Source organism: Rothia nasimurium, assembly GCF_928392795.1.
GTDB lineage: Bacteria > Actinomycetota > Actinomycetes > Actinomycetales > Micrococcaceae > Rothia > Rothia nasimurium_F.
This window is the reverse complement of sequence record NZ_CAKMTJ010000002.1, coordinates 21,974-36,134: the sequence shown is the minus strand read 5'-3', so window position 1 is coordinate 36,134 and position 14,161 is coordinate 21,974. Positions and strand designations below refer to the sequence as shown.

Genomic DNA, 14,161 nt, shown 5'->3' with positions numbered 1-14,161 from the left:
ATGCAGCTGTCGCCGTGACAAACCCTAGGGAGCAAAATAACAATTTGTATGGGTTCACGCCTAGTTTCGGGAGTCTCCCAACTACACTTGAAACGGTGAACCCCGAGACTACTAACATCGACATCACCCCGTCGTTAGCTGATATCGCCCGTACCCGGCCGAGCCACGCCCAGGCCACCGACTGGGCTGCTGATACCCTCCGCACCGCCATGGACGCCGGTACCCTCGCCCCCGGATCCAAGCTCACCGAAGAGCAGCTGGCTACCGCCCTGGGGGTCTCCCGTAATACATTGCGGGCTGCTTTTACCCTGCTTGAAGCCCAGAATCTGGTTGAGCGTATTCCCAACCGGGGTGTTTTTGTGGCTAACCCCGGCCCGGAACAGGTTGCCGATCTTTTTATTGAGCGCTGGGCAATCCAGGCTGCTGCCCTTGATATAGCACCGGCAGGGCCTATCCCCCAGGCTCACCGTGCCCTGGCTCGGGCTGAAGAGGCACGAGAGCGCGGGTCAGTGACGGGCATGGCTGGGGCTAACCAGGACTTCCACCGGGCCCTGGTCGACCACGCGGGCTCCGCCCGTCTGACTCAGGCTATGTCGCGCATTCTGGCTGAAATGCGCCTGCTCTTCTTTTCTCAAGTCACGGTTCCGGGCTTCCACGCCCCCTACGTTGAGCGCAATGCCCACCTCTTGAATTTGATGGAAACCGGCCAGCGGGAGGCAGCCCGAACCTACCTGCGGAACTACCTGGCAGAGACCCGCAACTACTTCACACAGGAGTTGTAGTAGACGCAAGGACGCTCCCACCCCGCCTTTCGTACGGGAAGGCGGGGCGGGAGCGTCCTTATTTACCGGGGCCGAAACTTAGCCTGCCCAGAGGGCGGCGATACCGCTGAGGGACTTGTAGCCCAGGTAGATGGTCAGCAGCCAGGAGATCCAGCCGATTACGATAAGCCAGGCGGGGTAGCGGTAGCCGCCCAGCAGGGTTTTGGCGCGGAAGGTCGCTACGAAGAGAAGCACCGCAAAACCTACCGGCAGGATGAGGCCGTTGACGGCACCAGCCACGATCAGCAGGGTGGCGGGGGCCTTGCCCGCAACGATGAAGACGACGGTTGAGACGACGATGAAGCCGATGGTCAGGGCATTCTTGACGGTTACGGAAGTCTTAGCGGTGGTTAGGAAGGACACCGAGGTAAAGGCCGCACCGATGACGGACGAGATTGCTGCGCCCCAGAGGATGAGGCCGAAGAGGCGGGTGCCCATCTCACCGGCGGCGATGCCGAAGGCCTGACCGGCGATGGACTTGTCGGTATCGAGGGCTACGCCGGTAGCGACCACGCCCAGAATGGCGAGGAAGAGCAGGAAGCGCATGATGCCGGTGATGACGATACCGGTGACGGATGAGCGGGAGATGTCCTTAACGTACTCGGGGCCGTGGATACCGGCGTCCAGCATACGGTGGGCACCGGCGTAGGTGATGTAGCCGCCCACGGTGCCGCCAACCAGGGTGGTAATAACGGTGAAGTTCACTTCACTAGGAATGATGGTGTTTTTGAGGGCGTCACCGACCGGCGGGTTGGAGACGATGGCGACGTAGAGGGTTGCCAGGATCATGACAGCGCCGAGGACGACGACAATGCGGTCGAGGGCGACGCCGGCTCGCTTGGAAAGGAAGACACCGATAGCGAGGGCGGCGGTGATGATGCCGCCGGTGGTGGCGTCCATGCCGAGCATGGAGTTGAGACCCAGGCCGCCGCCGGCGACGTTGCCGACGTTGAAGACGAAGCCGCCGAGGGCGACCAGGATAGCGAGGAAGATACCGAGGCCGGGCAGGACGGAGTTGGCAAGTTCCTGGGCTTTCATACCGGAGACGCCGATGACGCGCCAGACGTTGAGCTGCACGGCGATGTCGATGAGGATCGATACCAGAATCGCGAAGGCGAAGGCTGCGCCCATCTGGTAGGTGAACTGGCCGGTTTGAGTAATGAAGCCGGGCCCAATGGCGCTGGTGGCCATGAGGAAGAGGGAGCCGAGTAGGGCGGTACGGCGCCCCTTGGCGGCCTGGTCTTTGGGGGTGATCAGGGCGTTTGCGTCTGCCATGTCTCTCCTTGGGGGTAGGAGCACGCGACGAGGCCGTCGTAATGCGTGCTAGGTCATAGACATAGATTACACAATTGTTGAACAATCGCAAGATGAGAGCTCGCGTACGTGCCATCTTAAAAGTGCAACTGCCCGTCACTTAGTGAAGGGCAGTTGCACTTTTAAGGGGGCGGGTTCAGCAGGGGGTTAGCGCTGACGGCGACGCAGCATCAGGACGCCCGCCCCCAGCGCCAGGGCACCGGCAGCAGCTACGCCCAGCACCGAGGCACCGGTCGAGGCCAGGCTGCCACCGCTGCCCGAGGCCTGCTGGCTCTGACCGGTGCCAGACTGGCCGGTGACCGCCCCGGCGCCGCCAGCTGCACCGTCATTGTCAGCTGCGCGGACGCCGTCCGCCGACTCCCCTGCCCCGGGCGAGGTGGAACTAGGCTCAGCATCTACCCCGACAGTCGGCTGATCACCGGGCTGCCCTGAGGGCTGCACGGAAGACTCCCCTGATGGCTGTACCGTGGGCTGGGCAGCCGGCTGCTGGCTGGGCTCAGGGCTGGGGGCGTTCTCAGTTGCAGCCAAGCAGTCGTCAATCGCCGCGCCGCCTACAGCAAAGACCGCACGCTGGGTCTCGCTGCGGGCCGTGGTTCCGTTGGGCAGCGGGGCGCTGTAGTAGACGTCGAAGCCGTAGACCCCGGGGTCGGTAAAGACCCAGTTGGCGTGGGCGTGTGTAGCGAAATCAATGTCGATGGTGGTGTCTTTGGTAGCACCCCCGGCGTGCAGGGTGACGGCCCCGGCGAAGTCCTGCTCGTAGACCCCGTAGGCAGCGCCGTCCGGCATCTCAACCGGCACCAGGTGCAGGGTGACCGGCCCAGCAAGCTGGGCGTAGTCAACGTCCTGGGTGTTCCAGCCGGGCCAGAGAATACCGGCCTGCTGGGTCTGCGGCAGGCCGTAGAACTCGCTACCGGCCTCGCCCAGGAAGTCCAGCTCGGGGGCCATCATCTGCTCCTGGCGGGCAAAGCGGGTGTTATCGCCCAGGCCCAGCACCACGTCATTCAGGGATCGCTCAGCAGCTTCGCGGGTGACAGCCCCGGTCTCATCTTTCAGCGCCAGCTTCACTGCCCCGCCTGCCAGGGTTGCCTTGATATCGATGTGCCCGTCGGTGAGCAGGTAGCGACCTTCAAACTCAGGTGCCCGGCACTGGCGGGCATCAGGCAGGGGCTGGGCGGGGGCGGACGGACTGGCGGTAGGCTCAGGCTGAACCGGGGCGGACGGACTCGGAGCAGGGTTGCTCGGTGAAGGAGCAGGCGAGCTGGGCTCAGGGCTAGGTTCGAGGCTAGGGGCAGGCTGGCTAGGAGCTACCACGGGGTCGGTAAGCGTAAGGGAGCCACTGGAGCTATATTCCTGGCCGGGCACATAGTCGCTGGTGACTGTGTGCCGGTCGGTGCGGGCGTCCATATCGGGGTGGGGGGTGATGTTGAAAATGGCGTGGTAGCCCTTGAGCCAGTTGGCTGCGCTCAGGTAGCAGCTGGCAACCCCGTTATCGATGTGGGCGTAGCAGTTGGCAGCCCCCGAGGCGTCCTCAGCCCGGCGGAACATGCCACCTGAAACGTAGCCGCGCACGGTGGGGTCGGCGAACTTAATCTGCACCAGATTGTAGCCCTCGTGTTCAGAGGGCTTGATGGTGACCGTGTAGTCACCGCTGGTCAGGGCATGGTGACCGGTGGGGAGCAGGGTGTTGCCGGGGTCAGCGGCAGGGGCGGGCCAGCGTCCTTCACCCGCATCTGAGCGCACGGACGCGCTCTCCCCGGGTGTGTAGGTCAGGGCGGGGGTCACCCACTTGGCAGCTTTGGCGCCGGAGCCTGCCGCGGATCCGTCCGGAATAAAGACGCCCTGAATCTGGGAATCTAGAGAGCCCAGCATTTCTGACCAGGTGGCTTTTCCGCCTTCAACCCGCACATCGGTCAGGAAGTAGCCCTGGTTGTAGAGGGTGAGGGTTCCCGAGATGTCGGTGCGCCCGGCGTCGAAGGTGATGTCGGTCAGAGATTCGTCGCCATCCTGCTCCACAGTGGCCTTGGGTGCCAGGGTGAGGCTGTAGTTTTCTGCGGCAAGAGAGGTGGTGAGGGCCTTGTTGTAGGTATCGATGAGCGGGGTTTCGCTGGCAACCCCCGAGCCGTCGATGGGGCGATTGCCGCCCACCTGCCAAACGGCGGTGGTGGGCTTGGACTCGATGGTTTGGCCGTCAAGCCCGCGGGCTACAGTGCGGTAGGTAACCTCGTAGCGGCCGGGGCGGGAGAAGGTGGTGAAGTTGTGGGTGTGGGCACCGGGGGTCAGCACGGCCGACTGGAAGTCGGGATCAGTGGAGCTGAGCATGCGGCGCACATCGTTGGGGAAGTAGTTGGAGCGGTAGGTGAACATTTCCATGACGCCGGGGCCATTGACGCTCAGGAGGTCCAGGGTGAAGGTGCCGTCGCGGAAGTTTTCTACGGGGATGTTGGTATCTGCCCCGAAGCCGACCCAGGCAGGGTTGTGGTTGCCATAGGGCAGGGAGGGGGCCATGTAGAGCTTGTCGCCGGGCTTGCCCAGGAAGCTGGCGTTGGGGGAATCGGGCACGGTAAAGATGTACTGATTTTTGGCCTCGGCACGGGCGGAGTAACCCTTGCCCAACCAGAGAACAGACTGGTCAAAGGGTACGAGGGCGTCATTTTTGTCGCCGTGGGGCATCTTGGCGTAGAGGCTGAAACTGTTGTTTTCCCAGACGGTTTGCGGGGCGTCAATGTGAGCCTGGGTGCCTACGATTTTGCCGTCGTCGGGGCCTGCGGCGGCGGGCAGGGACGAGCCCACCAGGGTGGCGATGGCCAGGGCTGAGAGGATGAGGGCGCGGTAGGGACGCCTGCGAGCTGCCGGGTGTAGTGAGGGAGCGGACGCGGGTGCTTGGGTCTGCATTGCGGTCTTTCTAGGTGTGTGCGGGGTTGGGGGCAGCAGCACCCCAACCAACTTGAGAATGATTATCATTAAAGATATTCTATATGTCGAGAAAAGCCAAACAACACACAGTTAGAAAGCACACTATGCACCAGTTCCCCCGCGCCCTCTCGGTTGCAGCCCTTTCACTGACCCTGCTTGCAGGCCCCCTAGCAGCCTCCCCAGCAGTAGCCGAACAGGGCAGCTCTGCCCCTACCGCCAGCCAGGCAACCCCCACCGCAAGCGAAGAAGCCGCGGCGCGCACCGTCCTCACCGTCGAGCACACCGACGCCCTGGCTATGGCCCTAGCCAACGGGCAGCTAGAACTCTTCACCTACGCCGACCTACCCGGCGCCCCCCGCACCCGCCTAGACCCCACCCAGACAGTCTTCAACCTGCAAGACCGCGCTGAAACCAGGGTCAGCGTGCCTGCCGGGTTCGATTTTTTGGGCGCTGAAGGGGCAACCATCTGGCTAGCTCCCCAGACCCAGGCAGCCGGGGTACTGTGGCCCGGCTGGAATACCGAGGGCATCCGCCCCGGTGAGCTAGTCGGCGACACACTCACCCTGGAACTTGTGAATACCAAGGCCCCAGAGGGCGGCTCAGTTGAAGTCTTCCAGTCCTCCCCCTTTGGCACCCAGCGGGTCTTTAGCTCCCGCGAGAAACTGCCCGCCCTTCAGCAGCCGATTGGTTCCCACGTGCACGCCAACTGGGCCTTTACCGCCACCGGCACCTACGAGCTCACCTTCCGCGCCAGCGCCACCCGGGCGGACGGCACCCCCGTCAGCACCGAACAGACCTACACCTTTGTGGTGGGGCAGCTCCCTGCCGAACTGGGCGGCCCAACCGAGGCAGCCCAGCCCACCAGCCCCTCCCCCAGCACGGCACCCGAGACACCTTCATCTACTAGCCCCAAACCCAGCGCACCCGCACCGGTAGAGACAACCGAGGCAGCGGCGTCCGCACCGGCAGCACCAAGCTACGCTCCCTTCAACCCGGCACCGGCCCCCGGCGGTAGCCAGGAAAGCGCCAGCACCCAGACCAGCCAGCAGCATGCAGCCCCGGCGGCGGGAAGCAGCAACCAGGTTCACCGAGCACCGACCGCCCAGAATCCAGCTCAGCAGCACCCCGCCCAGCAGCACTCAGCGGCAGGCGGTAGCGGGGGCACCGCGCCCCAGCAGTGCATGGCCACCGAAGAACTGGTCAAACCTGCCGAGCAGGCCCAGCAGGGTGAGGCAGGTGCGGCTAACCGGGCGTCCGCGCGCACCCTGGACAAGCCCGCCTTCACCATCCAAAAGGCCGTCAATACAAGCACCAGCAAAGCCACCAGCGGCCACTTCGACTTCGGGGCGGTGCTGAGCGGCGGCAATCTCTCGGCCCAGGTCAAGGACGACCGCACCTCCCCCGCCACCTGGAAGCAGCCCGGCGCCCTGACTTTTGTGCTGGGTGACGGCGCCAAGACCACCATGCCCGGCGGCATGGGCCATATCGCCCCGGCCGGTGCCGAGGTCTATCTGATTGGGGCAACCCAGCAGGCCACCGTTCCCTGGGTCGGCTGGAACACCCAGAACCCCGAGCTCGTTGCCCAGGCCTCCGGCCCGGCCACCCTCACCCTGACCGACCTGCAGGGCCCGGGTAGGCTCTCGGTCTTCCTCTCCGGCAACTTTGGATCCGCCGGAACCACTGTCTTTAACGGGGTGGGCGACTCCTTCTCGGTTCCGCTCAACACCCACCAGCACGCCAACTGGGTCTTCACCGCCCCCGGCGTCTACTCCGCAACCCTCACCTGGACGGTGCCGCTCAAGAGCGGTGGGCAGGCAACAGCTAGCGGCACTTTGAATTTTGAGGTGGGCGATATGGCCCAGGCCCAACAGCAGACCCAGCAGCAGGACGCCGGTAGCAGCTCTAGTACCCAAGCCCCCGCAGGCGATGGGCAGGGCTCGGTTGATAGCGCCACCGGCCTGGTCACCCGCCCCGATGGCTCCCAGGTACGCATCGTGGGCAAGACCGCCGACGGGCGTGACTGCACCCTGAGCGAGGATGAGCTCGCCAAGGCCCAGCAGGCCTCAGCCCGGGGCGAGCTGGCCTACACCGGCACCTCTTCTACTGGCACCCTCGTCGCAGCCGGTACCCTGACCCTGCTGGCCGGGGCGGGCGTCCTGCTCTTTACCCGCCACCGTTCTGCCCGCCGTGCAGCTTAACCGCCTCGGCAGCTGCCTCCCGCTCCTGCTCACCGCTCTGCTGGCTCTCACCGGCTGTAGCGGCGCAGGGGCCCGGAGCCAAGAGGGCTTGCAGGTGGTAGCTTCTACCCCCATTTTGGCCGACCTGGCTTCAGCCATTGCTGGGGACAGAGCCCGGGTGACCTCCCTGGTGCCAGCCGGGGCCGACCCCCACACCTACGAGCCCTCCCTGCGCGACGTTCGCGACGTAGCCTATGCCGATGTGGCCTTCACCAACGGCCTGCTGCTAGAACAGCAGAAGCTGGTGCGCACGGTTGATGCCAACCTGCCTAAAGGGGCAGCCTCAGTGGCGGTTGCCGAAGAGATCGAGAGTTACGGGGGCACCCTGATTCCGATTGTTGAGGACGCCTCCCTGGATTCCATCTGGCTGGGCCTGCGCACTTCCGGTGCCCCGCGCGATGCCGACCTGGGTCGCGACGCCTCTGTAACCTTTAGGGCCACCGAGGCCAGCGGGCCGGGCCAGCTGGCCGCCTTTATCACCGGAACCTTTGGGTCTGTCGAGAAGGTAGCAGATACGGGGGCGGACGGTACCGCCAGGGCGGGCAGCCTAGGGGAAACTTCCCTGCCCCTCCAGGCCCACACCCACCTGTCCTGGGCATATACCCAAACAGGTATATACTCGCTGGACCTTGAAGCTCAGGCCCGCAGCTCCGACGGCGCGGCCCTGGACGGCCTCACCGACGTCCGCCCAACCACCGTGCACTTTGCCGTCGGCGTCTCCCCCGACGCCCAGGCACGCGCCCTACAGGAGGCCACCGGCCAGCCCGTCACCGTCCTCGATGCCGGGCATGCCGACCTCACCGCCCAGCTCGACACCGGACGCCTGGTGATTCGCACCGACTCCGACGGGCAGGTCACCGAACACGACCCCGCCACCACCGTCATTGCGGTGCCCTCCCGCACCCTGCAGGAGCTCCCCGCCGGGCCCCAGTACCGCTTCCTCGGCAAGCCCGGCGACCAGGTCTACCTGCTGGCCCAGGCGGTGCTGGGCAAGCACGTCCACGGCGAAATCGACCCCCACATCTGGCACTCGGTACCCAACGCCATGGCCGCAGCCCAGCTCATACGCGACACCCTCACCGCCGCCGACCCCGCCGGGGCCGCCACCTACCGGGCCAACACCGAAGCCCTGCTCACCGAACTGGCAGACACCGACCGGGAACTCCACCGCATCTACGGCCAGCTCCCCGATGCGGCTAAGAACCTGGTCACCACCCACGACGGTTACCGCTACCTGGCCTCAACCTACGGGCTCACCGTCGCCGGCTACGTCTCCCCCGGCGCGGGCGTAGAACCCAGCATCCAGCAGCGCGAGCGCCTGCGCCGCACCATCGACGACCTGGCCGTACCCGCCCTCTACACCGAGCGCGGGTCGATGAACAGGACGCCGGTGCTCCAGCAGGTAGGCCAGGAGGCCGGGGTACGGGTCTGCGAACTCTACTCCGACTCCCTCGATGCAGATGCCCCCAGGTACTCCCAGATGATGCTGGCCAACGCGCAGGCCATTACCGACTGTTCCACTGCCAGATAAGGCCGAAGCATGATCAAAAAGAAAAAAGATATGTAGATAGGCGCTAGAGGCTCACGCTCGCTGCCGACCCTCTCGCCTGATTCGCTAGCGCTCATAAGGCGATTCACGCCCCGCCTTGCGGCGGATTCCGTTCGCTCTTGTGTGCTGACGCACCCGCTCACTCCATCGAGCCAGCAGCTTCGCTGTGAGCCCCTAGCACCTGTTCCACCTAACCCAAGGATTTCCATGAAAATCTCTCCCCGATTCACCACCGCCCTGGCCCTGGCAGCCCTGCTGGTGCCGGCGTCCGCGCTGACCCCCGCAGCCTACGCGGCCGAAGAGAATAAGAGCGCCGAAGAGCGCGCCCTGGAACAGACCCTCTCGCCCGACGAGCCGGTCATCAGCGGCCAGCACGAGATCGCCGCTGGGCACGTTGATATGGGCCCGGCCTTTGTCGAGGGCTCCTGGGAACTCATGTTCCGCGATGATTCAACTGCCGAGCCTGTTTGGCGCGACCCTGCCGACGTGGTGCTGCGCGGCGATGACACCGCTATGATGGCCGTGCCCGATGACCCCCGCTACTCCTTTGTGCAGGCCTCCCCCGGGGAGCAGGTCTATGTGATCCCACAGACCGAGCTGGCCGGGGTGGTCTGGCCCGGCTGGAACACCCAGAACCCCCAGATGGTGGAGCGCCTTGGCCGCGGCGTCACCTTCACCCTTGAGGGGGTAGAGGGCCCCGGTGGGTTCTCCATGTACCTGGAAAACGGCACCTTCGGAGCGCCGGAAGTGCTGTGGACCTCCGACAGCACCGACCCCCAGGACATCTTCGTTGAACCCAACGTGCACACCCACGCCAACTGGGTCTTCACCGCCCCCGGAGCCTACTACCTGACCGTGCGCGCCCACGCTGAACTGGCTGATGGCACCGTGGTCAGCGATACTGCCCGCCTGCTCTTCGCTGTCGGCTCCTCGGTGAGCAACGAGCAGGTGTTTGCCGGGGCGGACGCCCTCGGTGCGGTTGACGAGGGCAGCGCAGGGGGCGAGAGCCAGGGGGAAGACCAGGACGCGAGCGCCCAGGCGACCGAGGCAACCTCCACCGCTGCGGCAGCTGGCGATTCAAGCACCAGCAGTGAAGCAGAGAACAGCGACTCAACCCTACCGATTGGCCTCATGGCCGGTGGTGGCGCGCTACTTCTGGCCCTCACCGTCGGTGGTGTTCTCCTAGCCCGTCGCTCCGCAGCCGCTAAGGCTGAAGCCTTCGAGCAGTCCACCGGGGGCCGCGCATGACCACCGCCCCACCTGCCCCCGTGCGAGAAACCGGCGCAGCGGCGTCCGCCCCCACCGTCACCATCACCGACCTGCACGCAGGCTACCCGGGGCGGCCCGTCCTCACCGGCCTCAACCTAACCCTGCACCCCGGCGAATTCGTCGGGCTGATCGGGGCAAACGGTGCAGGCAAAACCACCCTGTTGCGCTCCCTGCTCGGGCTTGTCCCCACCGGTCAAGGGCGCATCGATATTCTCGGCGAGCCGCCCCTCAAAGCCCGCGCCCACATTGGCTACGTACCTCAAAAGCACCTCTTCCAGTGGGACTTCCCTATCACCGTTGAAAACGCCGTCATGAGCGGGCGCACCCGCACCATCGGCTGGTTCCGCCGACCCCGCCGCGCCGACTGGCAGGCGGTCTACTCCGCCCTCGACAAGGCAGAGCTGACCGACCTCAAAGACCGCCCCGTGGGCGAACTCTCCGGCGGGCAAAAGCAGCGGGTCCTGCTAGCCCGCGCCCTGGCGTCCGCCCCCAAGCTCCTGCTTCTCGACGAACCCTTCACCGGCGTGGACGCCCCTACCCAGGACTCCCTCAACCGCCTCTACCGGGCGCTAGCCGCCGAGGGGATGACCATTCTGATGTCCACCCACGACATGATCGCCGCCCGCACCTGGTGCTCCCGCATTATCGGCGTGCGCGGCACCCTCGCCGTGGACGCCCCCGCCCAGCAGCACAGCATCGAAGAACTCTACGCCTTCCTGCACGGCCAGCACGAAGGGTGTGAGAGAGCCCTATGATTACTCCCTACGAATTTATCCAAGACCTTTTCAACCCCAACCTGGCTTTCCTGGCGCGGGCGCTGGCGGCGGTCGTGATTGCCTCCCTGATTACCGGGCTGGTGGGCTGCCATGTGGTCATGCGCGGCATGGTCTTTATCGGCGATGCTGTTGCCCACTCGGTCTTCCCAGGCCTAGCGGTAGCCTTTGTGGTGGGCGGGTCGCTGGTAGTGGGTGGCCTGGTGGCAGGCGTCATCACCGCTATTCTGGTGGCGATTTTTAGCCAGAACCAGAAGCTCAAAGAGGACTCGGTCATCGGTATTTTCTTTGCCGGGTCTTTCGCCCTGGGTATCACCATCATTTCCCTGGCCCCAGGGTACTCGGGGTCGGTGCAGGACTTTTTGTTCGGTTCCATCGTGGGTATTTCGGGGGCGGACGTCGCCCAGGCAGCGGCCATTGCTGCTGTGCTGGCGCTTGTGTTGGGGCTCTTCCATAAAGAGATTGTGGCGGTATCACTCGATAAGGAGAGCACCAAAGCTGCGGGTCTGCCGGTGCTAGCCCTGGATATTTTGCTCTACGTGGTGGTTACCGTGTCTGTTGTGATTTCCCTTCAGACCCTGGGCAATGTTCTGGTGCTGGCGCTGCTGGTGGTTCCGGCAGCGAGCGCCCGCCTGCTCTGCTCCACCCTGGGGCGCATGATGGTCTTTGCGCCGGCCTTCGGGGCAGTGACATCCACGGTGGGGCTTTACCTTTCCTGGGCTTTCAACCTGCCCACCGGCGGCGTCATCGTGCTGACCATGATTGCCGGGTTCCTGCTCTGCTGGGCGGCCCGCGGGCGGTTCCCCCTGAAAAGTGCAACTTCCCGTTAAAAAGTGACAGGCATGTGCACTTTTCGAAGGGCATCTTCGTTACAGGAAGTTGGTCTCTGCCTTGCTTTTGCTTCTTTACCTCGGAAAGATAGTAAGTGAACTGTTATCAATCGAGTGAAGGAACACCCGTGATTTTCATTGTTGTGAAATACCAGGTTAAGGACGGCGATCGCGAGGGCTTTTTGGCCGCTACCCGCGAGTTCACCGAGGCCACCCGCGCTGAGCCGGGCAACAAGTGGTTTGAGTGGTCACTGAGCGTGGAAGACCCCAACGAGGTTGTTCTCGTTGAGGCTTTTGAGGACGACGCCGCGGCAGCTCACGTAGAGTCGGATCACTTCGCCAAGGGGCTGGAAGCCATGAAGCCCTGGCTGACCGAGACCCCCAAGATTATTTCCCGCACCATCGACGGCAACGACTGGGATGAGATGGGAGAGCTGAAAATTTCGTAGCTTGCGAAGAAATTTTCAGCTCGACCGAAGGGATGAGCCAGAATTTCCGCGAAGCGAAATAGCAATTCTGGCGAATCGGCGGAGCCTGCGGAGCCGCAGGCATTAGCCGAATCAGCCGAGCTTGCGAGGCTGGAAAATTTCGTAGCTTGCTCCGCACCAGGACGCCGGTGGGCAGGTAGCTGCCTGCTGGCGTCCTTGTTTTTGTCCCCGGGCTTGTGCCCGGGGTGTTGGGCTGGGGTTATCTCTTGACCGATTGACTAGAATGGGTGTAGAGGTCGCCGTGGGGCGTCCTGATTTTTACTGCCTACGACCGGGGAGCCACATGACTTTGCCGAATGCCGCCCAGGCCCACCACGATGAGCATCTTGATGCTGACCATACGTCGGTTTCGCTTGCTGTTTCTACCGTGATTTTGGCTCTGCGCCGCAAGGAGGGCGAGTCTCACCATTCGCTGTGGCTGCCGCTGGTGCGTCGCTTGCGTGAGCCCTATAAGGGCCAGTGGGCTCTGCCGGGTGGCCCGCTTCAGCCCGATATGTCGCTTGAAGAGGCAGCTGGTTATACCCTTCAGCGGGCGACCGGCCTGGTGCCGGGTTACCTTGAGCAGCTCTATGCTTTTGGCGATGTGCACCGCACCCCGGATTACAAGATTATGCGTGAGGGTGGCTCTCTGCCTGTTCCTGCTGAGGAAGATAAGCATGAGCGGGTGGTGTCGGTGATTTACTGGGCATCGATCCCCCAGACCGAGGTGAACCGCACCCGCGTGCACGAGAACATCCGCTGGTTCCCCATCGAAGAGCTCCCTATCCTGGCCTTTGACCACAACGAGATCGTTGAATACGCCCTCTACCGCCTGCAGAATAAGGTGGAGTACTCCCGTATCGCCCACTCCTTCTTGGGTGAGGAGTTCACGCTCGCCCAGCTGCGTGAGGTCTATGAGGCGATTTTGGGTCGGACGCTTGACCCGGCGAACTTCCGCCGCCAGATTGCGGCGTCCAAGTCTATTATTGATACAGGTAAGCGTGTTGAGGGCACCCGTCACCGCCCGCCGCGCCTTTACCGCTACAACCACTCGCGCGCCTTTGCGGACCAGGGCCCTCTGGGTATGTACCGCGAGGCCGCCTATAACGCTGAGAACGGTGATGCTTGATGAAGCGTTTAGCCCCGCTGCTTGCTCTCGCCCTGGTGTCTCTCACAGCCTGTGGGTCCGGTGATACGGCCGGTAGCACCGCGAGTGCCCCGACTATTACTTACACTGATGGCATGACGGCTACGGTGGTGTCGGTTGAGTCGGCTAATACTTTTACCGCCAGTTTTGATGGGGTTGAGAAGCAGGTTCGCCTGATTAACACTTCTTCCCCCACCGATAACGGTGTGGCCCTCTCTTCTAACTGCCTGGTGAGTGAGTCAAAGGCCCTTCTGGCTGAGAAGCTACCGGAGGGTAGCCAGGTGACTCTGAATTTTGATGAGTCCCAGCGCGGGGCGACCGGCTATGTTGAGGCTGCGGTGTATTCGGGTGACGCTTTTATCAACCGGGATATGGCGCGGGCCGGCATGGTGGCTACTACTTTTACTACCGCTACAGATGAGTTCTATGGCGAGATTTCTCAGGCCCAGCAGGACGCCGCCAACGAAGGTATCGGCCTATACTCCAAAGACATTGAGTGCACGATTCCGGCTGAGATTCAGGCCCACCAGGCTAAGGTTGAGGACGCCCGCAGCTGGGAGATTAATACTTCGGCTGATGCCTCGGCTGAGGATCAAAAGCGAGTTTCTGAGCGGGAAACTATCTACCAGGAGGCATCAGCTTTTTACACTGAACTTGAAGAGCAGAAGGCTGCCCCGGCTCAGTGGGTTGGTTCTATTGTGACTCTTGATGCGGTAGCTAACCAGCTGAACGATCTGAAGAGTCTTCTGGGTGATGATTTCTACCCTGAAAACAGTACCAGCGTGAACCAGCAGAAGAAGGCTGAGGCGGAGGATACTCCGGTACGCCCGGGTTCCTAGAC

At 63.6% G+C, this 14,161-nt stretch carries 11 protein-coding genes; 9 read left to right on the top strand and 2 right to left on the bottom strand.

The window, feature by feature from the left end; translation table 11 throughout:
- Positions 1-95 precede the first annotated feature (95 nt).
- Entirely contained in the window at positions 96-782 is a 687-nt protein-coding gene (locus L6963_RS03050) for a GntR family transcriptional regulator (protein ID WP_237206929.1), read from the top strand.
- A 78-nt stretch (positions 783-860) separates the two neighbouring features.
- On the opposite strand, the gene L6963_RS03045 is transcribed toward L6963_RS03050, so the two are convergent.
- Both L6963_RS03045 and L6963_RS03040 read right to left on the bottom strand, forming a co-directional pair.
- Complete coding sequence (locus L6963_RS03045; protein ID WP_237206928.1) at positions 861-2,096, bottom strand: NRAMP family divalent metal transporter; 1,236 nt, start codon at positions 2,094-2,096, stop codon at positions 861-863.
- A gap of 186 nt (positions 2,097-2,282) precedes the next feature.
- Positions 2,283-5,027 (bottom strand): choice-of-anchor M domain-containing protein, encoded by a 2,745-nt coding sequence (locus L6963_RS03040; protein ID WP_237206927.1) that lies wholly within the window; start codon positions 5,025-5,027, stop codon positions 2,283-2,285.
- Between the two features lie 125 nt (positions 5,028-5,152).
- Between L6963_RS03040 and L6963_RS03035 the strand changes: the two genes are divergently transcribed.
- The 8 genes from L6963_RS03035 (at position 5,153) to L6963_RS03000 (ending at position 14,159) form a co-directional block, all read left to right on the top strand.
- Positions 5,153-7,246, top strand: coding sequence for a TIGR03773 family transporter-associated surface protein (locus L6963_RS03035; protein WP_237206926.1), 2,094 nt, complete (start codon positions 5,153-5,155; stop codon positions 7,244-7,246).
- Positions 7,247-7,340: 94 nt separating this feature from the next.
- A complete protein-coding gene (locus L6963_RS03030; protein ID WP_237209145.1) occupies positions 7,341-8,816 on the top strand; it encodes an anchored repeat ABC transporter, substrate-binding protein in 1,476 nt (491 codons plus the stop codon).
- 225 nt (positions 8,817-9,041) lie between these two features.
- Positions 9,042-10,082: a choice-of-anchor M domain-containing protein gene (locus L6963_RS03025; protein WP_237206924.1), complete on the top strand. Its 1,041-nt coding sequence runs from the start codon at positions 9,042-9,044 to the stop codon at positions 10,080-10,082.
- Complete coding sequence (locus L6963_RS03020; RefSeq protein WP_237206923.1) at positions 10,079-10,858, top strand: anchored repeat-type ABC transporter ATP-binding subunit; 780 nt, start codon at positions 10,079-10,081, stop codon at positions 10,856-10,858. Before L6963_RS03025 ends, L6963_RS03020 begins: the two co-directional genes overlap by 4 nt.
- Positions 10,855-11,706 (top strand): anchored repeat-type ABC transporter permease subunit, encoded by an 852-nt coding sequence (locus L6963_RS03015; protein ID WP_237206922.1) that lies wholly within the window; start codon positions 10,855-10,857, stop codon positions 11,704-11,706. The genes L6963_RS03020 and L6963_RS03015 overlap by 4 nt, the downstream gene beginning before the upstream one ends.
- Before the next feature lie 128 nt (positions 11,707-11,834).
- Complete coding sequence (locus L6963_RS03010; RefSeq protein WP_237206921.1) at positions 11,835-12,155, top strand: putative quinol monooxygenase; 321 nt, start codon at positions 11,835-11,837, stop codon at positions 12,153-12,155.
- Between the two features lie 322 nt (positions 12,156-12,477).
- Complete coding sequence (locus tag L6963_RS03005) at positions 12,478-13,302, top strand: NUDIX hydrolase (protein ID WP_237206920.1); 825 nt, start codon at positions 12,478-12,480, stop codon at positions 13,300-13,302.
- Positions 13,302-14,159 carry a thermonuclease family protein gene (locus tag L6963_RS03000; RefSeq protein WP_237209147.1) on the top strand — a complete coding sequence of 286 codons (858 nt, stop codon included), beginning with the start codon at positions 13,302-13,304 and terminating at the stop codon, positions 14,157-14,159. Before L6963_RS03005 ends, L6963_RS03000 begins: the two co-directional genes overlap by 1 nt.
- Positions 14,160-14,161: the final 2 nt, after the last annotated feature.